Source organism: Micromonospora sp. TSRI0369, assembly GCF_001905625.1.
Classification (GTDB): domain Bacteria; phylum Actinomycetota; class Actinomycetes; order Mycobacteriales; family Micromonosporaceae; genus Micromonospora; species Micromonospora echinospora_A.
Genome location: NZ_LIVU01000004.1, coordinates 52491 through 72790, shown reverse-complemented (window position 1 = coordinate 72790; position 20300 = coordinate 52491). Strand labels below are relative to the sequence as shown.

The 20300-nt window shown below is 72.4% G+C and carries 18 protein-coding genes; 8 read left to right on the top strand and 10 right to left on the bottom strand.

The annotated features are described in order from the left end of the window. Nucleotides 1-604: 604 nt before the first annotated feature. The 4 genes from AMK25_RS13290 to AMK25_RS13275 form a co-directional block, all read right to left on the bottom strand. Nucleotides 605-1897 (bottom strand): hypothetical protein, encoded by a 1293-nt coding sequence (locus AMK25_RS13290; protein ID WP_143194730.1) that lies wholly within the window; start codon nucleotides 1895-1897, stop codon nucleotides 605-607. Between the two features lie 155 nt (nucleotides 1898-2052). Then, entirely contained in the window at nucleotides 2053-3474 is a 1422-nt protein-coding gene (locus tag AMK25_RS13285) for a WGR domain-containing protein (protein ID WP_073828706.1), read from the bottom strand. Between the two features lie 125 nt (nucleotides 3475-3599). Next, nucleotides 3600-4973 carry an FAD-dependent oxidoreductase gene (locus tag AMK25_RS13280; RefSeq protein ID WP_073828705.1) on the bottom strand — a complete coding sequence of 458 codons (1374 nt, stop codon included), beginning with the start codon at nucleotides 4971-4973 and terminating at the stop codon, nucleotides 3600-3602. 41 nt (nucleotides 4974-5014) lie between these two features. Further along, nucleotides 5015-6163: a carboxylate-amine ligase gene (locus tag AMK25_RS13275; protein WP_073828704.1), complete on the bottom strand. Its 1149-nt coding sequence runs from the start codon at nucleotides 6161-6163 to the stop codon at nucleotides 5015-5017. Between the two features lie 187 nt (nucleotides 6164-6350). Here AMK25_RS13275 and AMK25_RS13270 point away from each other — a divergent pair, with 187 nt between their 5' ends. From AMK25_RS13270 to AMK25_RS13255, 4 genes are all read left to right on the top strand, one after another. Next, nucleotides 6351-6626: a DUF6412 domain-containing protein gene (locus tag AMK25_RS13270; protein ID WP_073829321.1), complete on the top strand. Its 276-nt coding sequence runs from the start codon at nucleotides 6351-6353 to the stop codon at nucleotides 6624-6626. 133 nt (nucleotides 6627-6759) lie between these two features. Further along, nucleotides 6760-7506 (top strand): YidC/Oxa1 family membrane protein insertase, encoded by a 747-nt coding sequence (locus AMK25_RS13265; RefSeq protein WP_073828703.1) that lies wholly within the window; start codon nucleotides 6760-6762, stop codon nucleotides 7504-7506. 76 nt (nucleotides 7507-7582) lie between these two features. Further along, the gene (locus tag AMK25_RS13260) at nucleotides 7583-9007 is read left to right on the top strand and encodes a carbohydrate-binding protein (RefSeq protein WP_073828702.1); all 1425 of its coding nucleotides are present in this window, start codon (nucleotides 7583-7585) and stop codon (nucleotides 9005-9007) included. 142 nt (nucleotides 9008-9149) lie between these two features. After that, entirely contained in the window at nucleotides 9150-10715 is a 1566-nt protein-coding gene (locus tag AMK25_RS13255) for a cellulose binding domain-containing protein (protein ID WP_073828701.1), read from the top strand. A 13-nt stretch (nucleotides 10716-10728) separates the two neighbouring features. Here the strand turns inward: AMK25_RS13255 and AMK25_RS13250 are convergent, their stop codons facing one another. Continuing rightward, nucleotides 10729-11391 (bottom strand): DedA family protein, encoded by a 663-nt coding sequence (locus AMK25_RS13250; protein ID WP_073828700.1) that lies wholly within the window; start codon nucleotides 11389-11391, stop codon nucleotides 10729-10731. A gap of 70 nt (nucleotides 11392-11461) precedes the next feature. Further along, nucleotides 11462-12055, bottom strand: coding sequence for a DUF1349 domain-containing protein (locus AMK25_RS13245; protein WP_073828699.1), 594 nt, complete (start codon nucleotides 12053-12055; stop codon nucleotides 11462-11464). A gap of 53 nt (nucleotides 12056-12108) precedes the next feature. On the opposite strand from AMK25_RS13245, the gene AMK25_RS13240 reads away from it, so the two are divergent. Beyond that, on the top strand, nucleotides 12109-13761 hold the full coding sequence (locus AMK25_RS13240; protein WP_073828698.1) for an alpha-amylase family protein: 1653 nt from the start codon (nucleotides 12109-12111) through the stop codon (nucleotides 13759-13761). 60 nt (nucleotides 13762-13821) lie between these two features. Next, the gene (gene fabG / locus AMK25_RS13235; protein ID WP_073828697.1) at nucleotides 13822-14580 is read left to right on the top strand and encodes a 3-oxoacyl-ACP reductase FabG; all 759 of its coding nucleotides are present in this window, start codon (nucleotides 13822-13824) and stop codon (nucleotides 14578-14580) included. A 31-nt stretch (nucleotides 14581-14611) separates the two neighbouring features. Here fabG and AMK25_RS13230 read toward each other — a convergent pair whose 3' ends face one another. Both AMK25_RS13230 and AMK25_RS13225 read right to left on the bottom strand, forming a co-directional pair. After that, the gene (locus tag AMK25_RS13230) at nucleotides 14612-15028 is read right to left on the bottom strand and encodes a hypothetical protein (RefSeq protein ID WP_073828696.1); all 417 of its coding nucleotides are present in this window, start codon (nucleotides 15026-15028) and stop codon (nucleotides 14612-14614) included. Beyond that, nucleotides 15021-15434: a hypothetical protein gene (locus AMK25_RS13225; protein WP_083664740.1), complete on the bottom strand. Its 414-nt coding sequence runs from the start codon at nucleotides 15432-15434 to the stop codon at nucleotides 15021-15023. The genes AMK25_RS13230 and AMK25_RS13225 overlap by 8 nt, the downstream gene beginning before the upstream one ends. A gap of 131 nt (nucleotides 15435-15565) precedes the next feature. Between AMK25_RS13225 and AMK25_RS13220 the strand changes: the two genes are divergently transcribed. Beyond that, nucleotides 15566-16462, top strand: a complete 897-nt coding sequence (locus AMK25_RS13220) for a Gfo/Idh/MocA family protein (protein WP_073828694.1) — start codon at nucleotides 15566-15568, stop codon at nucleotides 16460-16462. Between the two features lie 58 nt (nucleotides 16463-16520). Here AMK25_RS13220 and AMK25_RS13215 read toward each other — a convergent pair whose 3' ends face one another. Beyond that, nucleotides 16521-16718 (bottom strand): DUF2795 domain-containing protein, encoded by a 198-nt coding sequence (locus tag AMK25_RS13215; RefSeq protein ID WP_073828693.1) that lies wholly within the window; start codon nucleotides 16716-16718, stop codon nucleotides 16521-16523. Nucleotides 16719-16807: 89 nt separating this feature from the next. Between AMK25_RS13215 and AMK25_RS13210 the strand changes: the two genes are divergently transcribed. Then, the gene (locus AMK25_RS13210) at nucleotides 16808-18064 is read left to right on the top strand and encodes an erythromycin esterase family protein (RefSeq protein ID WP_073828692.1); all 1257 of its coding nucleotides are present in this window, start codon (nucleotides 16808-16810) and stop codon (nucleotides 18062-18064) included. Between the two features lie 36 nt (nucleotides 18065-18100). On the opposite strand, the gene AMK25_RS13205 is transcribed toward AMK25_RS13210, so the two are convergent. Then, nucleotides 18101-20281 carry an MMPL family transporter gene (locus AMK25_RS13205; protein ID WP_073828691.1) on the bottom strand — a complete coding sequence of 727 codons (2181 nt, stop codon included), beginning with the start codon at nucleotides 20279-20281 and terminating at the stop codon, nucleotides 18101-18103. Nucleotides 20282-20300: the final 19 nt, after the last annotated feature.

The following is a 20300-nucleotide window of genomic DNA, read 5'->3' as shown; positions in this document are numbered from 1 at the left end:
GCCGGCTGCTCACCGGCGGGCGAGGACCTCGCCCAGGTGGGCGCGCCTCCCACCACCTCGCCGAGGTGGCGGCATCATCGCCCATGATCACCACCAGCTCGGCGAGATGGTGGTGTCGCGGAGCCGCTGATGCGACCACCTCGGCGAGCTGGTGTTGATCAAGCTGGGCCGCGGCTGTCGGCCTGCGGGCACCACTCGGTACCGGTGTTGACCAAGGAGTTCGCGTCACCGGAACACCAGGAATTCGCCGCAAACTCCTTGATCAACTGGCAGGTGTGCAGGGTTCCGGTGCGGGGTGCGGCGTGCGGCGTGCGGGCGGGGTGGGGTGCTGGCCGTGCCGCGCTGGCTGAGTCGATGCCGAGATCCTTCGCTAGCTTGCGGACCGGCGGCGGTGGGACTCGGCGCCGGGGAGCCGGGCCGGGGAAGTCGTCATGCCCGGCCTTCCGCCTGTCCGGCCTACCGCCCGCCCGGGACGGTCGCATGCCCGGGCTTCCGCCTGTCCGGGCTTCCGCCTGTCCGGCCTTCCGCCCGCCGGGATGGGTCGTTTGTCCGGCCTTCCGCCCGTCCGGGACGGGTCGTTCTGCCCGGCCTACCGGCCGTTGGTCTACCGCCCGTCCGGGGTTGAGATCGGCCGGCGCCGGCGGGCCAGCAGCATCAGACCGGCGCCGACGATCAGGAGAGCCACGCCGCCGGTCACCAGCGGCGCGGTGGCGGGACCGGTGATCGGCAGCCCTCCGGTGCCTCCGCCTCCGACGGTGCCACCGCCTCCGCCACCGCCCGGCGAGGGCTCGCTGCCGGGTGTCGACACGCGTACGGTGACCACCTCGGACACGCCGACCGTCGCCGGGTCTTCACTCGGGACGACTACGCGGTAGCGCAAGGTGCCGGGTGTCTTCGGCGTGATGGTGATGCGGTACGCGCCGCGGTCTCCGCTCGTCAGGTCGCCGGCCACCTTCCGCCACGTCCTGCCCTGGAGCTGCTGTAGTTCGATGTTCCAGCCGGCGTCGGGCTTCACCACGCCGGTGATGGTGACTGTGGTGCCGGGCGTGACGGTGGTGCGGTTCGCTTTCGCCGTGACTGTCGGCTTCACCCGGGGATGGTCTGCCGTGACGACGATGTAGGACGGTGCGACCCTCGAGTTGGACGGACGGGTGATGCCGACGCACTTGAGGTAGCTGTCGCCCTTCGGATAGGTCCGGGAGAACGTGCCGTCGGCCTTGGTGGTGCCGTTGGGCTCGCTGTGATATTCAACGCAGAGGTTGTCGGTGCCGAAGAAGATGGGCTGGTTACCGATGCCCTCGCCGGTGTCCTCGTAGTAGAACCGTCCCGCCACGGTCAGCGGTCCGTCACCGACCAGCGGGTTCGGGGTGAGACGCATGGTGACCGCGGGCCGGTGTGTGCCGGTGACCTCCAGCCTGGTGTCCGCCGAGGCGGGCGGGTCGACGTCGAGCCGGTTCCAGGCGGCGTCCGTCGCCACCAGACGGTGGACCTCCCAGGTGCCGTTCCAGGTCGACGGCACGTGGATCGTCGCGCTCCAGGTGCCGTCCTGCGGGGTGCCGGCGGTGAGCGACAACTCGGCGCCGTCGGTGCGGTCCGTGCCGACGAGGCGCAGACCGACGTAGGGCAGGGAGCCGCCGTCCATCTCGGAGGCCTCGACGACGCCGGTGTCGTCGGTCAGGTGCACCGTCACCGTCACCGGCACCAGGTCGACGCCCGAGACGGAGACCGCGTCGGGTGAGACCGTGACGTCCACCAGCACCGGTGGCGTCTGGTCCGCCGCGGCCGCAGGGGAGGGCGTGGCGGTTGCGGAGGGCGTGGCGGTTGCGGGCGGCGCGGCGACGAGGACACCGCCGGGCAGCAGGAGAAGAGCCGTCGCGGCCATGCGCCACACTCGCATGTCGGTGCCCCTTCCGAGGTCGACCCGTAACGGAGAGTTTTCCTGTCGGTACCGTACTCCGTCGATGCGTTGCCGGCTGCCCCGTCGGCCTGTCGATTCGCCGGGACGGTCGGCCGAGGCTCCCGGCCGACCCGCCCTCCGACCCGGCCGCCGGCTCATCGCAGCCGGCGGATGTCCCCGTACGCCCGGTAGAAGCCGCCTCGGCCGGACTCGCGGATCTCAGTGACCAGGAAGCGCGCGCCCGGCTCGCGGATGCCCTTGGGGAACTGCACCGGCCAGTCCCGCCGGTAGCCGTCGGCCAGGACGTGGACGCGCAGCCGGCCGCCCTGCTCGACGCACTGCACCAGCACGCCGTCGCGGTCGTCGGTGGTCACCTCGACCGACGTCCAGGCGGCCGGCTCGGGCAGCCGGGCCGGCGCCTTGACGTCGACCACGTCCGGGACGCTGCCGGCCTCGGCCGCCCGGATCGCCGCCTCGCTCGCGTCGATGCAGGCCAGGTGACCGCTCGTGGTGACCACGTAGAGCCGGTTGTCGTGGTACTGCATCGAGTACGCCGAGCCGCAGCCGGTGCCGAGCTTCCACAGCCGGTTGCCGGCCTGGTCGAAGCAGTAGATCGAGGACGCGCTGTCGCCCGCGAACACGTACCGGCCGCCCTCGGCGGTGGCGCAGGAGAAGACCGCGGCGTCGCAGCGGTACGTCTGCTCGGCCCGGCCGTCCTTACGCAGGCGGACCACCTCGCGGGTGCCGGTGCCGGCGAACACGGCATCCCGCTCCTGCCAGCCGAAGAGGACCGCCCCGGTGCCGGTGTGCCACAGTTCACGCCCGGTACGCCAGTCGTAGCCGGTGACCCCCTGCGAGTGGCCGTGGTAGATCGCGTCGGCGTCGCAGCGCACCATCCACGCGGACCGGCCTCGCCCCGGCCGGCGCCAGAGGAACTCGTCCTCGTGGTCGACCGCCGAGATGCCGCCGTCGCGATCGGACACGCCCAGCACGCCGTCGTGGATGTCCAGCCAGTAGATGTCGATTTCGGGCGCGATCGCGTACGCCGCGCGGGGCACCTTGCCGGACAGGTCGTAGACGTTGCCGTCGTCGCAGCCGGCGTAGACCCAGGCGTCGTCGGCGACGATGCACTTCACCCCGTCGGGGAGCCGGACCTGGTTGACCAGCCGGGCGTCGTGGTCGAGCGTGGTGATCACGCCGTGCTCGTTGCCGACCATGCAGTGCCGGTCGTCGACGAAGATGCCGAAGGCGGGGGCGCCCGAGGCGTACCGCCAGAGGACCGGCGCGGTGCGGGCGGTGGAGCGGGTGCTGACGATCTGCCGGCGCGAGACCGTCCGCTTCTGGCGTACGCCGCGCACCGCCGGGGCGTACCCCTTGCGGACCTTCTCGCCGATCTTCTTCGCGGCGGCGGCGCGGGCGCGGGCGTTGTCCGGGTAGGTGCTCGTCTTCACCTGGCCCTGGTCGCCGATGCGTCCGTAGCGCACGGTCATCGCGGTGTCGTCGACCACCACCTCGTAGAACTTGTGCGCTCCACCGTCCACTTCGGACAGTTCGAGGTAGGTCGTCTCCTGGGACATCTGGATATACCTCCGAGGGGAAGTGCCGGACCGGCAACGCGCACACGCTAACGCCGGGCACCGACAAATCCAGGTGTTAAGAAGGGGCCCTTCCTCTACCGGAGGCGTTAAGAGGGGGCCCTTCCTTACACAGCGGCGAGGGCGTCGACGGCCTTGCGGGCGGCGATCAGCACCGGGTCCCACACCGGGGCGTACGGCGGCGCGTACCCCAGGTCGAGCGCTGTCATCTCGTCCACTGTCATGCCGTTCCACAGCGCCACGGCGAGCGCGTCGATCCGCTTGGCCGCCTCGGACCAGCCGACGATCTGCGCCCCGAGCAACCGCCCGCTGGGCCGCTCGGCGAGCAGCTTGACGGTCATCGGCCGGGAGCCGGGGTAGTAGCCGGCCCGGTTCGTCGACTGCGCCAGCACTGTGACGAACTCGAAGCCGGCCTCCAGCGCGTCCCGCTCGCGCAACCCGGTCCGGCCTACCTCCAGATCGCAGACCTTGGTCACGGCGGTGCCGATCACGCCGGGGAAGGTGGCGTACCCGCCGCCGATGTTGATGCCGGCGACCCGGCCCTGCTTGTTGGCGTGTGTGCCGAGCGGGATGTGCACCGGCATGCCGCTGACCCGGTGCAGCGACTCCACGCAGTCACCGGCCGCCCAGACGCCGGGCACGCCCGGCACCCGCATCCGGCGGTCCGTCCGGACCCCGCCGGAGGGGCCGATCGGCAGGCCGGCGGCCTCGGCGAGCGCGGTGTTGGGGCGTACCCCGAGACCCAGCACCACGACGTCCGCCGGGATCGGCCCCTCGTCGGTGACCACGGCGGAGATCCGGCCGTCCCGTTCCTGCAGCCCGGTGACGGTGAGGCCGGTGCGGACGCCGATGCCGGTGGCGCGCATCGCCTCGGCCACCAGCTCGCCCATGTCCGGGTCCACAGCCGACATGGGCTGGTCGGCCTGCTCCAGAAGTTGAACCGAGAGCCCGCGCTGCACGAGCGCCTCGGCCATCTCGACGCCGACGTAGCCGCCGCCGACCACCACCGCGTGCCGGGGCGGGGGCTCGCCTTCGAGCCAGTCGATGAGCGCCGCGCCGTCGTCCAGCGTCTGCACGCCGAACACCCCGGCCACGTCGTCGCGCGCCCAGTCCGGCTGCACGGGGGACGCGCCGGTGGCGTACACCAGGGTGTCGAAACCGGCGCGGACCTCGCCGCCGCCGTCCAGGTCCCGCACGATCACCTCGCGGCGGTCCAGGTCGACGGCGGTGACCTCGTGCCGGGTACGGACGTCGATGCCGAACTCGTCGCGGAACGTCGCCGGGTCGCGGGCGACCAGCTCGTCCCGGTCCTCCACCAGGCCGCTCACCCAGTAGGGGATGCCGCAGGCCGAGTAGGAGGTGAAGTGCCCGCGCTCGAACGCGATGATCTCCAGGTCGGTCCGGTCGCGGCGGCGACGCGCCTGCGACGCCGCCGACATACCGGCGGCGTCGCCGCCGATGACGATCATGCGCTCCGCCACGCCGCCCATCCTGTCACGCCGGGCCACGGCCGTGCGGCCGCTCAGCCACGGGTCTGGCGTGCCACGTCCGTGACCACGTCGACGAGCCGTCCGGTACGCGCGAACACCGCCCGCTGCCGGGCCGCTCCGCTGCCGTGCCGGCGCAGCCCGCCCAGCAGGTCGGTCACCCGGTCCAGGTCGCCGTGCCGCTCCAGTTCCGGGCGCAGCCGGTCGACCAGCCGGTCCAGCAGCTCCCAGGCCGGGCGCAGCTCACCGTCGGTGAGGTCGACGCCCTCGCCCTCCAGCCCGTCGTGGGCGGCCCGCCAGTGCGCCGCGACGAGCAGGTGGTGGTCGGTGTTGACGGCGGGACGGCCGGCGGCGATGTCGGTGAGCGCGGTCGCCACGAGCGCGCGGACCAGCGCGGCGACGAGCACCGCGTCGTCCACTGTCGGGCAGACGTCGCCGATCCTGATCTCCACGGTCGGGTACTTGGCGGAGAGCCGGGCGTACCAGTAGAGCATTCCCTCGTCCAGCATCACGCCGCTGGCGATGAGCTGCCGGATCAGCCGCTCGTAGTGCTCGTGCGACTCCAGGTACGGGGTGGGCGCGACCGACGGCCAGCGTTCCCACTCGACCGAGCGCCAGCTCGCGTACCCGGTGTCCTCACTGCGGGAGAACGGGGAGTTCGCGGTGACCGCCTGCAGGATCGGCAGCCACGGCCGGACGTGGTTGAGCACCTGCACGCCGGTGTCCGGGTCGGGGATGCCGACGTGCACGTGCATGCCGTTGTTGCCGGGACCGGGCACCAGGAGCCGGAACCGCTCGATCATCCGGTCGAAGCGGGGCTTGTCCACCACCGGCGGCACCGGCCCGTCGACCGGTCCGGTGCCGATCGCGAGCAGCCGTACGCCGGCCCGCTCGGCCGCGTCGGCCAGCTCGGCGCGCAGCATCGACAGCGAGTGCCGGATCGAGGAGAGTTCGAGCCCGGGCGGGCTGCCGATCTCGATCTGGCTGGTCTGGAACTCGCGCTCCACCTGACCCCGTAGCTCGGCCGGAACCTGCTCCATCACCAGGTCGACGGCGGGTACGGCGGTCCCGGTGTGCGGGTCGGCGAGCAGGAACTCCTCCTCGACGCCGACTGTCAGCAGGTCGGTCCCGCCGGTCTCGGCGCTCCGTTCCCGCTCCGCCACTGAGCCGCTCATCGTCACCACCGTCTCTCTGGACCGTCCACGGCACCGTGCCGCGTGGTCGAGGCCCTGTTACCCACCGTGTCCGTGCCGGGAAACGCGCCGGACGGCGTGTCGGTGCCGGTTCGCCCGTTCGGGCCACGCGCCGCCGGTGTGCGCGCAGGGGGCAGCAGGGCGTGACACGGCGGGCTACCGTGGTCGCGTGGCGGCGATGCTGGCGGTGCTGACGGGGACGTGGGCGTACACCCTCGCCCTGTTCGCGGATCGGCCGGCCGGGCTGCTCGCCGGCGCGGCCGTCGCCGCCGCGCTGCTGCTGGCCACCCTGCTCGCGTTGCGGGTCCGCGCGCTGCCCGCGCCGCCCGGCACCCGGTTCGCCGCCGCGCTGCGGGCCCGCGCCCGCCGTCGCGGGGTGCCCCGGCAGGTCGACCCGAACGCGCCGGGGCGTCCGCGCCCCCGCGCACCCGGCCTGCGCCCCTCGGCCGCGTAGCCACCTTCCGATCCGCGTCGGCGGGTCGCCGGCACCTGTGCCCGGCTTTCGCGGCCGATTCCGTCGTCATCCGTCTCGCCACGCGGCACGTCGCCGCCCGGGACACCCGGAATCGTCACCGAGGGGTCCACCCATGCTCGCCTTCGCACCGTTGCACTCCGCGGCCTCGGCCGCGGCCACCGTCGTCACCTGGCTCGCCGACGTACTGGCCCCGCTCACCGGCGGTGCCGCGACAGCCGCCGCCATCGTCCTGTTCACCGCCGCCGTCCGGCTGCTGATCTCGCCGCTGACAGTGGCCCAGGTCCGCGGGGAGCGGCGTCGCACCGCGCTCGCCCCCGAGGTACGGGAACTGCAGCGCCGGTACGCCGACGATCCGGCCCGCCTGCAGAGCGAGGTGTTCGCGCTCTACCGCAACGCCGGGGCCAGTCCGGTCGCGGGCTGCCTGCCGGCACTGTTGCAGGCGCCGTTCTTCCTGGTCATGTACCGCGTGTTCGCCACCGGTGACGGCGCGCCGGAACTGCTGGGGGAGCGGCTCGCCGGCGTACCGCTGGGGTGGCACCTCGGCGACGGGCTGTCCGGCCCGGTGCCGCTGGTGTTCGGGGTGCTGCTGGCCGCGCTACTCGCGCTGGCCTGGTGGTCGTCGCGGCGGATGCGCCGGGCGGCGGCCGCCACCGGCACCGTGGCCGGGACGCCTGCCGAGGGTCCGGGCGCGGCGGTGCTCGGGCGGCTGCTGCCGCTGCTGCCGTACGGCACGGTGCTGGTGGCGCTCGTGGTGCCGCTGGCGGCCGTGCTCTATCTGGTCACCACCACGGCGTGGACCGCGCTGGAGCAGGTGGTGCTGCGTCGCCCGCAGCCGGCGGCAGCCATCGACAAGCGTTGACAAGTGCGGGGGCGGGGCGTAGAAATCGCGTCAGAGAGCGCTCTCCCGGACCCGTCCCCGCAGAGAGGCACCCCGAATGAACCCGATCCCGGCGGCTCCGGCCGCCTCCGCCACCGTGCCCCGAGCACGCCGCCGCCTCGCCCTCGCCGCGGGCGTGCTGGCGCTCACCACCGCGCTCGCGGGCGTCTCGATGACCGCCCAGGCGGCGGTGCCGCCGACTCCGTCCGGCTGGAGCCTGGTGTGGAGCGACGACTTCACCGGCTCGGCCGGCACGCTGCCCTCGTCCGCCAACTGGATCATCGACACCGGCACCAGCTACCCGGGTGGACCGGCCAACTGGGGCACCGGCGAGATCCAGACCTACACCTCCAGCACCGCCAATCTGGCCCACGACGGCTCGGGCAACCTGCGCATCACGCCGCTGCGCGACTCGGCCGGCCGCTGGACCTCGGCCCGGATCGAGACGGTGCGTTCGAACTTCAAGGCGCCGTCGGGCGGCGTGCTGGCCCTGGAAGGCCGGATCCAGATGCCGAACGTCACAGGCGCGGCGGCGTCCGGGTACTGGCCGGCGTTCTGGGCGCTCGGCTCGCCGTACCGGGGCAACTACCAGAACTGGCCGGGCATCGGCGAGTTCGACGTGATGGAGAACGTCAACGGGATCAACTCGGTCTGGGGCGTGCTGCACTGCGGCGTCGCGCCGGGCGGCCCGTGCGGGGAGTTCAACGGCATCGGCGCGTCCCGGGCCTGCCCGGGCAGCACCTGCCAGTCGGCGTTCCACACCTACCGGTTCGAGTGGGACGCCTCGGTCAGCCCGCAGCAACTGCGCTGGTACGTCGACGGCCAGCTCTTCCACACCGTCGGGCAGAACCAGATCGGTGAGCCGTACTGGAGTCAGATGACCAACCACGCCGGCTACTTCCTGCTGCTCAACGTGGCGATGGGCGGCGGCTTCCCGGACGGCGTGGCCGGGTCGGCGACGCCCACCGCCTCGACCGTGTCGGGCCGGTCGATGCTCGTCGACTACGTGGCCGTCTACACCCGGGGTGGCGGGAGCAATCCGTCGCCGACCCCGACCACGCCGCCGCCGGGCGGGGTGCGCGACGCGTACGCCACCATCCAGGCCGAGTCGTTCAACGCGCAGAACGGCGTGCAGGTGGAGACGTGCGCCGAGGGTGGGCAGGACATCGGCTGGCTCGCCAACGGCGACTGGGCCCGCTACGACAACGTCGACTTCGGCTCCACGCCGCCGCGCGACTTCGTGGCCCGGGTGGCCTCCGGCGCGGCGTCCGGGGTGAGCGGGCTGGTGGAGGTCCGGGTGGACAGCCCGACCGCGCCGCCGATCGGCAGTTTCGCGATCGGCAACACCGGCGGCTGGCAGACCTGGCGCTCGGTGCCGGGCAACGTCAGCGCGGTGACCGGCCGGCACACCGTCTACCTGACGTTCAGCAGCGGCCAGCCGTCCGACTTCGTCAACGTCAACTGGTTCACCTTCCGCCGCTGAGCCCGGTCGGGACGCGACCCGGGCTCCGGCCCGGGTCGCGTCGAACCGGCGCTGGACAGAAACAGTTAACACTCTTAATAATAGGCGCACGTCGACGGTTGTGAATCCCTCTCCACCCCCCGCCCGTCCCCTGGAGGACGCCGTGAGACTCCGCCCCCGCCTGGCGACGCTCGCCGCCGCGCTGACCACCGCCGTGGTCGCCGGTGCCCTGCTGGCCGCGCCGCCCGCCTCCGCCGCCACCGCGGCCTTCGTCCGCACCTCCAGCTGGAGCAGCGGGTACGAGGCCCGGTTCACAGTCACAAACGACAGCTCCGCCGCCATCTCCTCGTGGAACGTCCAGTTCGACCTGCCCACCGGCAGCACGCTCGGCTCGTTCTGGGACGCCCGGCTGACCACCTCCGGTCAGCACGTCACCGCCGTCAACCAGTCCTGGAACGGCGCGCTCGCCCCCGGCGCCAGCACCAGCTTCGGCTTCGTCGTCAGCGGCACCGGCGACCCGGTGAACTGCACAGTCAACGGCGGCTCCTGCGCCGGCGGCGGCAACCCCGGCAACCCGGGCGCACCGGCCACGCCGGGCGGGCTGCGGGTCACCGGCACCACCGCGTCGTCGGTCTCGCTCGCCTGGAACGCGGTCTCCGGCACCGTCACCGGTTACCGGGTGTACGAGGGCAGCACGGTCAAGGCCACCGTCACCGGCACCTCGGCCACCGTCTCCGGGCTGGCCGCGTGCAGCGGGCACAGCTACACGGTGACCGCCTACAACGGCAGCGGCGAGTCGGCGAAGTCGGCGGCGGTCGCGGCCACCACCAGCGGCTGCACCGGTGGCGGCGGGGGCGCGATGGCCGCCGCCCCCTACCTCTACCCGGGCTGGGGCGACCCGCCCGCGCCGTCCACAGTCATGGGCGCGACCGGGATCAAGTGGTTCACCATCGCGTTCGTGCTCTCCGGCGGCGGCTGCACCCCGGCCTGGGACGGCAACGGCCCGCTGACCGGCGGCACGCACGCCGCCACCATCGCCGCGATCAAGGCGGCCGGCGGCGACGTCATCCCGTCCTTCGGCGGGTGGAGCGGCAACAAGCTCGGCCCGAACTGCTCGTCCGCCGCCGCGCTGGCCGGCGCGTACCAGCAGGTCATCAACGCGTACGGGCTGAAGGCCATCGACATCGACATCGAGAACAGCGACGAGTTCGAGAACGAGGTGGTGCAGGACCGCATCCTGGACGCCCTGAAGATCGTCAAGCAGAACAACCCGGGAATCAAGACGATCATCACGTTCGGCACCTCGACCACCGGGCCGTCGTACTACGGCACCCGGCTGATCAACCAGGCGGCGGCCAAGGGCGCCGGGATCGACGTGTTCACCATCATGCCGTTCGACTTCGGCGGCGGCGCGAACATGTACCAGAACACGGTGAACGCGGCCGAGGGCCTGAAGACCGCGCTGCGCAACGCGTTCGGCTGGTCGGACGCCACCGCGTACGCGCACATGGGCCTGTCCGGGATGAACGGCCTCTCCGACCAGCAGGAACTGACCTCGCCGGCCACCTGGACGCAGATCCGCGACTGGGCCAAGGCGCGCGGTCTGGCGCGGTTCACGTTCTGGTCGGTCAACCGGGACCGGCCCTGCCCGGGTGGCGGCGTGGTCGCCAACTGTTCCGGCATCGCGCAGAACACCTGGGAGTTCACCGGCATCACCGCAGGCTTCTGAGCCCGCGCAGCGGTCAGCGCCCGGTGGTCACCGACTGCCGGGCGCGCCGCCGGCGCACCTTCTTCACCGCCCAGCTCACGATCATGAAACCGAAGACGGCGAAGATCGCGTAGTTGAACCACTGGCTGTACCTGTCGACGTCCTCCCAGCGCGAACCGAGGACGTAGCCGGCACCGACGATCAGGGCGTTCCACACCCCGCTGCCGAGCGTGGTGAGCAGGACGAACTCGCCGAGCGGCATCCGGTTCGCGCCGGCCGGGATCGACACCAGGCTGCGGACCACCGGCACCACCCGGCCGATCAGCACCGCCCACCGGCCGTGCCGCTCGAACCAGCGGTCGGCCTTCTCCAGATCCTCCAGGTCGACCAGCGGGATGTGGTCCAGCCAGCGCTTGAGCCGCTCCTCGCCGAGCGCCGCGCCGAGCCAGTAGAGCACCAGCGCGCCGATCAGCGAGCCGACAGTCGCGGCGACCACGATGAGCACCAGGTTGAACCGGCCCTCGGCGGCCAGGTAGCCGGCCATCGCCAGCACGATCTCGCTCGGGATCGGCGGGATGATGCTCTCCAGCGCCACCAGGAACGCCACACCGACCGCGCCGAGCGAGTCGATCACACTCGCCACCCAGCCGGTCAGCCCGGTGAACTGGTTCGGGTCGACGTCCTGGGCCAGGGCCATGTCGGTCCTTCCACGCGAGAGCCGGAGATCCGAAGGTGTTACCCGGACAGGCGGCCGTCACACCTGTGACTCAGCCCTCCGGGTGCAGCGCGGCGTCCGCCGGACCCCGCCGCCAGCCGGTGAAGCGGACCAGCAGGCCGCCCCGGCTGGGCGAGCAGCAGTACGGCCCGGCCGACGCCTGCGCCGACGGGTCGAGCGGGGCGACGCGGACCAGCCGCCACGGCTCGTCGTCGCACCGGGCCCGGACGGTCAGCGCGTCGCCGGCCCGGCTCACCCGGACCGTCACCTCCCGGCCGGACCACTGCGGCACCGGCGCCACCGACCAGTCGGAGAACTCGTCGGTGACCACGGCGCCGACCTGCGGGGCGCCGTCGCTCACCTCGACCCCGGCCTTGGTCCACCGCCGCTCGTCCACCCGCACCAGCACGCCGGCCTGGTCGAACTGGACGGAGTAGTCGAGCCGGAACGACACCTCCACGGCGCTGCCCACCGGAAACGGAGCGAGCAACGCCGAGCCGTCGTCGTGCACGAAGCCGTAGCTGGTGCGCCGCCAGAAGTCGCTGCCGCCGCGCGGCTCGACAAGCAGGCCGCGACCGTCCGGCTCGGCCCGCTCGGGCGGGTTCAGCCAGGTGCCGGCGGACCAGTCGTAAGCCTCCTCGCTCATCGGAGCACCGTACCGGGTTTGCCGCCGCGCGCGTTCGGAGAAGTAGTCCTCGCATGGGTGACAGGTGGTATCAGGAGGCGGTCGTCTACTGCCTCGACGTCGACACTTTCGCGGACTCCGACGGCGACGGGGTGGGTGACTTCCAGGGCCTGATCGGGCGCCTGGACTACCTGGCCCGGCTCGGGGTGACGTGTCTCTGGCTGAACCCGATCCATCCCTCGCCGAATGAGGACGACGGGTACGACGCGACCGACTTCTACAACGTCGACCCGCGCCTGGGCACGCTCGGCGACTTCGCCGAGTTGCTGCACCAGGCGAGCAACAGGGGCATCCGGGTGATCATCGACCTGGTGGTCAACCACACCTCGGACCAGCACCCGTGGTTCCAGTCCGCCCGGTCCTCGCCCGACTCGCCGTACCGGGACTGGTACGTCTGGGCCGACCACGAGCCGGCCGACCGCCACCAGGGCATGGTCTTCCCGGGCGAGCAGCACGAGACGTGGACCTACGACCGGACCGCCAAGGCGTGGTTCTACCACCGCTTCTACAAGTTCCAGCCGGACCTGAACATCGAGAACCCGAAGGTCCGCGCGGAGATCAAGAAGATCACGTCGTTCTGGCTCCAGCTCGGCGTCTCCGGCTTCCGGATGGACGCGGCGCCGTTCATCATCGAGCGCACCGAGCCGGGCAACCCGAACTCACCGAAGGACTTCGACTTCCTCACCGACCTGCGGCAGCACGTGCAGTGGCGGCGCGGTGACGCGGTCCTGCTGGCCGAGGCGAACGTCGAGCCGGACGAGTTGCCCGTCTACTTCGGCGACGGCAGCGGCTCGGGCAACCGGATCCACATGCTCTTCGACTTCATGCTCAACGGCCGCCTGATGCTCGCGCTGGCCCGGGAGGACCCGGAGGTGATCATCGAGGCGCTGCGCGACACCCCGAAGCTGCCCACCGGCGGCCAGTGGGCGACGTTCCTGCGCAACCACGACGAGATCGACCTGTCGAAGCTCACCGCCGACCAGCGCAACGACGTGCTGGCGAAGTTCGGGCCGGACGAGAACATGCAGCTCTACGGCCGGGGCATCCGCCGCCGGCTGGCGCCCATGCTCGGCAACGACCGCCGGCACATCGAGCTGGCGTATTCGCTCCAGTTCTCGCTGCGCGGCACGCCGGTGCTGCGCTACGGCGAGGAGATCGGGATGGGGGAGGACCTGTCGCTGGACGGACGCGACGCGATCCGTACCCCGATGCAGTGGTCCTACGCCGACAACGCCGGCTTCTCCACCGCCGAGCCGGAGAAGCTGGTCCGCCCGGTCATCGACAAGGGTGAATACGGCTACCAGAAGGTCAACGTCACCGCCCAGCGCAAGGACCCGCGGTCGCTGCTCGGCTGGTTCGAGCGGATGATCCGGACGCTGCGGGAGGCGCCGGAGACCGGCTCGGGCAGCACCACCCACATCGACGTGGTGATGCCGCCGGGCGTGCTCGCGCACCGCGCCGACGGGCGTACCGGGACGATGGTCTTCCTGCACAACCTCGGCACTGAAGACGTCGAGGTGGACCTGAGCACGCTGGCGCCGGAGGCGGACCTGCCCATCGACGTGCTGAGCGACCGCAACTACGAGGACGTGGGCAAGCTCGACCGGCTCAAGCTCGGCGGGTACGGCTACCGGTGGATCCGCCTCCGCCGGGGCCACGAGCGGTAGGCGCGGCGTACCGGCGGGTTAAGCTCCTTCGATCGAGCCACAAGTTACCGGGAGGTAAGCATGTCGGAGGAGCCCCGCGTCGCCATCGTGACCGGAGCCGCGCGCGGCATCGGGGCGGCGACCGCCCGCCGGCTGGCGGCCGACGGCATGGCCGTCGCCGTGGTCGACATCGACGAGTCCGCCACCAAGGAGACGGTGGACGCCATCGGCTCGGCCGGCGGCCGGGCGCTCGGCGTCGGCGCCGACGTGTCCGACCGGGCCCAGGTCGAGGCCGCCGTGGAGCGGATCGCCGCCGAACTGGGCGCCCCGACCGTGCTCGTCAACAACGCGGGTGTGCTGCGGGACAACCTGCTGTTCAAGATGACCGAGGGCGACTGGGACACGGTCATGGGCGTGCACCTGCGCGGGGCGTTCCTGTTCAGCCAGGCGGCCCAGAAGCACATGGTCGAGGCGAAGTGGGGCCGGATCGTCAACCTGTCCAGCACCTCCGCGCTCGGCAACCGGGGCCAGGCGAACTACTCGGCCGCCAAGGCCGGCCTCCAGGGCTTCACCAAGACGCTCGCGATCGAGCTGGGCCCGTTCGGGGTCACAGTCAACGCGGTCGCGCCGGGCTTCATCGTCACCGACATGACCGCCGCCACCGCGGCCCGGATGAAGGTGGACTTCGACGATCTCAAGAAGCACGCCGCCGCCGAGATCCCGGTACGCCGCCCCGGCCGCCCGGAGGACGTCGCGCACACCATCTCGTTCCTGGTCGGCGAGGGCGCGTCCTTCGTGTCCGGCCAGGTCATCTACGTCGCCGGCGGCCCGAAGGACTGACCGGGCCCGGCCCTTCCCGGCGCGATCCCGCTCAGGCGGGGTCGCGCCGCGTGCGCCAGAGCCAGAACAGGCCGAGCACCGGCAGCACCAGCGGCACGTATCCGTAGCCGCTGCCGAAGCCGGACCAGACCGTCTCGTCCGGGAACAGCTCCCTGTCGGCGATGCTCAGCACGCCGACGCCGAGCACGCCGACCAGTTCGACGGCGCAGCAGGCCAGCGCGACCCGGCGGCCGGCGTGCCCGGCCCGGGCCAGCCCGACCGCCGCCACGATGTAGATCAGCGCCGCCACCGCGGACAGCAGGTACGCCACCGGCGCCTCGTCGAACTTCGTGGCGATCTGCAAGCCGGCCCGCGAGGTCGCGGCGATGGCGAAGACGATGTAGACAGCGATCAGCAGCCGGCCCGGACCGCGGTTGGTGGCGCGTTGCTCGGTCGTGGTCTCAGCCACCGACTGCCTCCCAGGTCTGCTGGAGCCGTACCGCCACCACGGGCGTGACCAGGCAGATCGCGCAGACGATGCCCGAGCCCCAGCGGGTCGGCTCCATCCGGGCCAGCACCCAGGCCAGCGGCGGCAGGCAGACGAGCGTCGCCAGGTAGCCGAAGAACGCGCCGGGCTCGCCCGGACGCTCCCCGCCGCCGAGCGCGACGAGCGCCACCACGGTCAGCGCGAGCAACGCCACCTCCAGCACGGCCAGCCCGACGAACTGGATCCGGTCCGGCGGCCGGTGGCGTACCGCAGCCACCAGGGCCCAGAGCGCGACCGCCAGCGAGATCACGATCGCGACCGTGGCGAGCGGCCCGTCCACCGGGGATCCGGCGGCCGCCGCGGCGGTCGTCGACACAGTGTCGTTCACCGGCACAGCCTACTAACCGGTGTAGTAGCTGCCCGCCCGCCGGGTCGAGGCGCGCCGGACGGGCGGGAGGACTAGCGTGGATCACGGTCCCGGCGTGCGCCGGTGGCGGACGTCGACGGCAGGGGGTCCGGGTGCGGTTCGGGTTGTTCGGCACGGGTTACTGGGCGGCGCAGACGCACGCGGCGGCCATCGAGGCGCATCCGCGGGCCCGGCTCGCGGGCGTGTGGGGGCGCAACCCCGCCAAGGCGGAGGAACTGGCCACCCGGCACGGCGTACCGGCGTTCACCGACGTCGACGCGCTGATCGACGCCGCCGACGCGATCGCCGTGGCGCTCCCGCCGGACGTGCAGGCCGACATCGCCGTCCGGGCCGCCACCGCCGGGCGGCACCTGCTGCTGGACAAGCCGCTGGCGCTCGACCTCGCCGGCGCCGACCGGGTGGTCGACGCGGCCCAGGCGTCCGGTGTCGCCTCGGTGGTCTTCTTCACGCAGCGCTTCCACCCGAACGTCACCGGGTTCCTCGCCTCGACCGCGGCGGCCGGCGGCTGGCAGCACGCCCGCGCCACCATGTTCGCGTCGATCTTCCAGCCGGGGAACCCGTACGGCGACTCGACCTGGCGGCGGGAGCGCGGCGCGCTCTGGGACATCGGCCCGCACGCGTTGTCGCTGATCCTGCCGGTGCTCGGCCGGGTCACCCGGGTCGCCGCGATGGACGGCCCGAGCGGGCTGGTGCACCTGCTGCTCACCCACGACGGCGGCGCGACCAGCTCGCTGTCGCTCACCCTGGACGCGCCGTCCGAGGCGGTCACCCGGGACTTCGTCTTCTTCGGCGAGAACGGCACCGAGACCGTCCCGCCCGGCGACGGCAGCGTGCTCCAGGCGTTCGGCGCCGCGCTCGACCAGCTTCTGGAGGAGGTCGACGCGGGCACCCGCGACCACCGGTGCGACGTGCGGTTCGGCCGCGAGGTGGTGGCGGTGCTGGACGCCGCGCAGACCGCCCGGGCGCAGGGCCGCACCGTCGACCTGTAAGGAAGGGCCCCTTATTAACGCCTCCGGTAGAGGAGGGGCCCCTTCTTAACACCTGCCGTCAGGCGCCGGCGAGCGTGACGATCGCCTCGCCCAGTTCGGTGGGGGACTGGAACTCCTCGGCCGGCAGGGCCCGTAGCGCCTGCAGCGCCTCGGTGCTGGCACCGTTCTCCTGACCCCAGCGGACCAGGTCCTCCCGGGAGACCGGGTAGTCCAGCCCGGCCAGGAACTCCTGCAACTGCGCGCCGGTGACGGTCATGCCGCCCGGCTACCCACTGGGCCCGTCGGCATGCCCCCCGCCGCGCCCGGGCCGCGGTTTGTCCCGGCAGGGCCGGGGTAGCCGCGAACATGCTGGTACAGCGGCTCGGCGCGCCGAGCGACTTCGACCCCTTGCTGGACCGCGTGCGGGACGCCCGGGTGGTGATGATCGGCGAGGCGACGCACGGCAGCTACGACTACTACCGGCTGCGGGAGCAGTTGACCCGGCGGCTCATCGCCGAACAGGGTTTCGACTTCGTGGCGGTGGAGGGGGACTGGCCGGACTGCGACCGGGTGCACCGGTCGGTGGTGGGCGCCCCCGGAGGGTCGGCCGATCCGCTGGCCGCACTGGAACGGTTCGAACGCTGGCCCACCTGGATGTGGGCGAACGCCGAGGTGGCCCGCTTCTGCCGCTGGTTGCGGGCGTGGAACCTGGAACGCCCGGAGGGAGAGCGGGCCGGCTTCCACGGGCTGGACGTGTATTCCCTCTGGGAGTCGATGCAGGCCATCTTCGACTACCTGGGCGAGGAGGATCCGGCCTCGCTGGAGGCCGCCCAGGAGGCGTACCGCTGCTTCGAGCCGTACGGCAAGCGCGTCGAGGAGTACGGCATGGCCAGCCGGTTCGTCTCCGCCCGGTGCGAGGAGGAGGTGGTCCGGCTGCTGGCGCGTACCCGGGAACAGGCCGCCGCGGACGGCCCGGACCGCTTCTCGGCCTGGCAGAACGCGGAGGTGGTGGCCGGCGCGGAGCGGTACTACCGGGCCATGGTCGGCGGCGGCCCCGAGTCGTGGAACGTGCGGGACACCCACATGGCCGACACGCTCGACCGGCTGCTCGACCGGTACGGGCCGGGTTCGCGGGGCATCGTGTGGGCGCACAACACGCACGTCGGCGACGCCCGGGCCACCGACATGGCGGCGGACGGGATGGTCAACATCGGGCAGCTCGGCCGGGAACGGCACGGCCGGGACGCGGTGGCGCTCGTCGGCTTCGGCAGTTGGCGCGGCAGCGTGATAGCCGCACCGCGCTGGGGTTCCCCGGCCGAGGCGATGGTGGTGCCGCCGGCCCGGGAGGGCTCGGTGGAGCACCGGCTGCACGAGCTGATGCCGGACCGGGCGGTGCTGGTGTTCGGCGGCGACGACCAGCCGGAGTGGGTGACCGGCGAGGCGGACCACCGGGCCATCGGGGTGGTGTACGACCCGAGCTTCGAGTCCTGGGGCAACTACGTGCCGACCCGGCTCGGCGAGCGCTACGACGCGCTCATCTGGTGCGACGAGACCACGGCGCTGCACCCGCTGCCGGCGCACGTGACGCCGGGTGAGATGGAGACGTACCCGGCGGGCGTGTGACCGGGTGGGGTCCCGTCGGACCCCACCCGGTACGGCTCACACCTGGGCGTGCTGCTTGTCGGCGAGGTGGGCGCGCAGCCCCTCACCCTCGACGTCCACGTTCGGCAGGATCTTGTTGAGCCAGCGCGGCAGCCACCAGGCCGCGTTGTTCAGCAGCGACATGACCGCCGGCACGATGGTCATCCGGACCACGAACGCGTCGATGGCGACACCGATCGCGAGCGCGAAGCCCATCGACTTGATGATCGGGTCCTCCAGGAAGACGAAGCCGCCGAACACCGAGATCATGATGAGCGCGGCGGCGGTGACCACCCGGGCGCCGTGCCCCATGCCGTTGATGGTGGCCTGCTGCGCGGTGTCGCCGTGCACGAAGTCCTCGCGCATCCGGGAGACCAGGAAGACCTCGTAGTCCATGGCCAGGCCGAACAGGATGCCGATCAGCAGGATGGGCAGGAAGCTGACCAGCGGGGCCGGGGTGTCCAGGCCGACCAGGTCGGCCAGGTGGCCCTGCTGGAACACCGCGACGGTGATGCCGAACGTGGCCGCCACGGTGAGCAGGAAGCCGAGCGCCGCCTTGACCGGCACCAGGATCGACCGGAACACCAGCATCAGCAGCAGGATCGACAGGCCCACCACCAGCAGCAGGTAGACCGGCAGCGCGTCGGAGAGCTTCTCGGACACGTCGATGCCGACCGCTGTGACGCCGGTGAGCAGCACGTCGGCGTTCTGGATGCCGGCGACCTGCTTGCGGATGTCGTGCACGACCGTCTCGGTGGCCTCGTCGGTCGGCCCGGTCTCCGGGATCACGCCGAGCAGCGCGGTACGCCCCGACGGGTCGACCTGCGGCGGGGCCACCGCGAGCACCCCGTCGGTCTTCTGGATCAGCGCGGTGACCTGCGGAAGCGCGGCCTGGGTGTCCTGCGGCGAGTCGGCGGTCACGACGACCGCGAGCCGGCCGGTGAAGCCGGGGCCGAAGCCCTCCCGGATCAGGTCGCTGCTGACCCGGGCCGGGGTGCCCTCGGCGGCGGCGGAGGCGTCCGGCAGCGCCAGGCGCATGTCCTGGGCCGGGATCGCGAGCAGGCCGAGGCCGAGCAGCCCGACCAGGATGACCGGGATGCGGAACCTGGTGACCCAGTTCGCCCAGCGGAAGCCGAAGCCGGAGCGGTCCTCCGAGCCGGTGGCCGGGTCCTCGACCGCCTTGCGGTCACGCAGCTTGCGCGGCAGCACCTTGTTGCCGGCGAAGCCGAGCAGCGCCGGGGCCAGCGTGATCGCCACCAGCACGGCAATGGTCACGGTACCGGCGGCGGCCAGGCCCATCACGGTGAGGAACGGGATGCCCACCACGGCCAGGCCGGCGAGCGCCACCACCACCGTGGCGCCGGCGAAGACCACCGCCGAGCCGGCGGTGCCGACCGCGCGGCCGACCGCCTCCTCGGGGGAGTGCCCGTCGAGCAGGTTCTGCCGGTGCCGGGAGGTGATGAACAGCGAGTAGTCGATGCCGACCGCGAGGCCGAGCATGAGCGCCAGGATGGGCGCGGTGCTGGTCAGCTCGATCGCGCCGCTGAGCGCGTACAGGCCGGCCATGCCGACGCCCACGCCGATCAGCGCGTTCAGCATGGTCATGCCGGCCGCCACGAGCGAGCCGAACGTGATGACCAGGACGATCGCCGCGACCAGCACGCCGATCGCCTCGGTCGAGCCGACCTCCGGCTCACCGTTGAGCACCTCGCCGCCGGGGGCGATCTGCCAGCCCTGCGCCTCGGCCTGCTCGCCGACCTTCTCGTACGCGTCGCGCTGCTCGTCGGTGACCTCGTCGGCACCGCCGGCGAACTGCACCTGGATCAGCGCGTACCGGCCGTCCGGGGTGAGCGCCTGTGCCTGGTACGGGTCGACCGCGCCGACCACGCCGGGCAGCGTGGCCGCCTGCTCGGTGACCTGCTTGACCACCGCCTGACCGGCGGGCGTGGTGAGGGCGCCGTCCTGTGGCGCCTTGATCGCGATCGTGCCGGTGGCGCCGCTGGCGGCCGGGAAGCGGTCGGCGAGCAGGTCGATCGCCTTCTGCGACTCGGTGCCCGGCATGGTGAAGTTGCTCGCCGTCGGGCCCCGCAGCGTGGCCGCGGCCAGGCCGAGGCCGACGAGTACGACGAGCCAGATGACGGCGACGAGTCGCCGTCGGCGCAGAGATGCCCGGCCGAGCCGGTACAGCAGGGTCGCCATGGACCTTCCTTGTCCTCGG

What these genes read in the sequence shown, in the direction of transcription:
- AMK25_RS13290 (WP_143194730.1), bottom strand. Translation starts at nt 1,897, where the DNA reads ATGCGAGTGTGGCGCATGGCCGCGACGGCTCTTCTCCTGCTGCCCGGC.
- AMK25_RS13285 (WP_073828706.1), bottom strand. Translation starts at nt 3,474, where the DNA reads ATGTCCCAGGAGACGACCTACCTCGAACTGTCCGAAGTGGACGGTGGA.
- AMK25_RS13270 (WP_073829321.1), top strand. Translation starts at nt 6,351, where the DNA reads ATGCTGGCGGTGCTGACGGGGACGTGGGCGTACACCCTCGCCCTGTTC.
- AMK25_RS13265 (WP_073828703.1), top strand. Translation starts at nt 6,760, where the DNA reads ATGCTCGCCTTCGCACCGTTGCACTCCGCGGCCTCGGCCGCGGCCACC.
- AMK25_RS13260 (WP_073828702.1), top strand. Translation starts at nt 7,583, where the DNA reads ATGAACCCGATCCCGGCGGCTCCGGCCGCCTCCGCCACCGTGCCCCGA.
- AMK25_RS13250 (WP_073828700.1), bottom strand. Translation starts at nt 11,391, where the DNA reads ATGGCCCTGGCCCAGGACGTCGACCCGAACCAGTTCACCGGGCTGACC.
- AMK25_RS13245 (WP_073828699.1), bottom strand. Translation starts at nt 12,055, where the DNA reads ATGAGCGAGGAGGCTTACGACTGGTCCGCCGGCACCTGGCTGAACCCG.
- AMK25_RS13240 (WP_073828698.1), top strand. Translation starts at nt 12,109, where the DNA reads ATGGGTGACAGGTGGTATCAGGAGGCGGTCGTCTACTGCCTCGACGTC.
- fabG (WP_073828697.1), top strand. Translation starts at nt 13,822, where the DNA reads ATGTCGGAGGAGCCCCGCGTCGCCATCGTGACCGGAGCCGCGCGCGGC.
- AMK25_RS13215 (WP_073828693.1), bottom strand. Translation starts at nt 16,718, where the DNA reads ATGACCGTCACCGGCGCGCAGTTGCAGGAGTTCCTGGCCGGGCTGGAC.
- AMK25_RS13210 (WP_073828692.1), top strand. Translation starts at nt 16,808, where the DNA reads ATGCTGGTACAGCGGCTCGGCGCGCCGAGCGACTTCGACCCCTTGCTG.
- AMK25_RS13205 (WP_073828691.1), bottom strand. Translation starts at nt 20,281, where the DNA reads ATGGCGACCCTGCTGTACCGGCTCGGCCGGGCATCTCTGCGCCGACGG.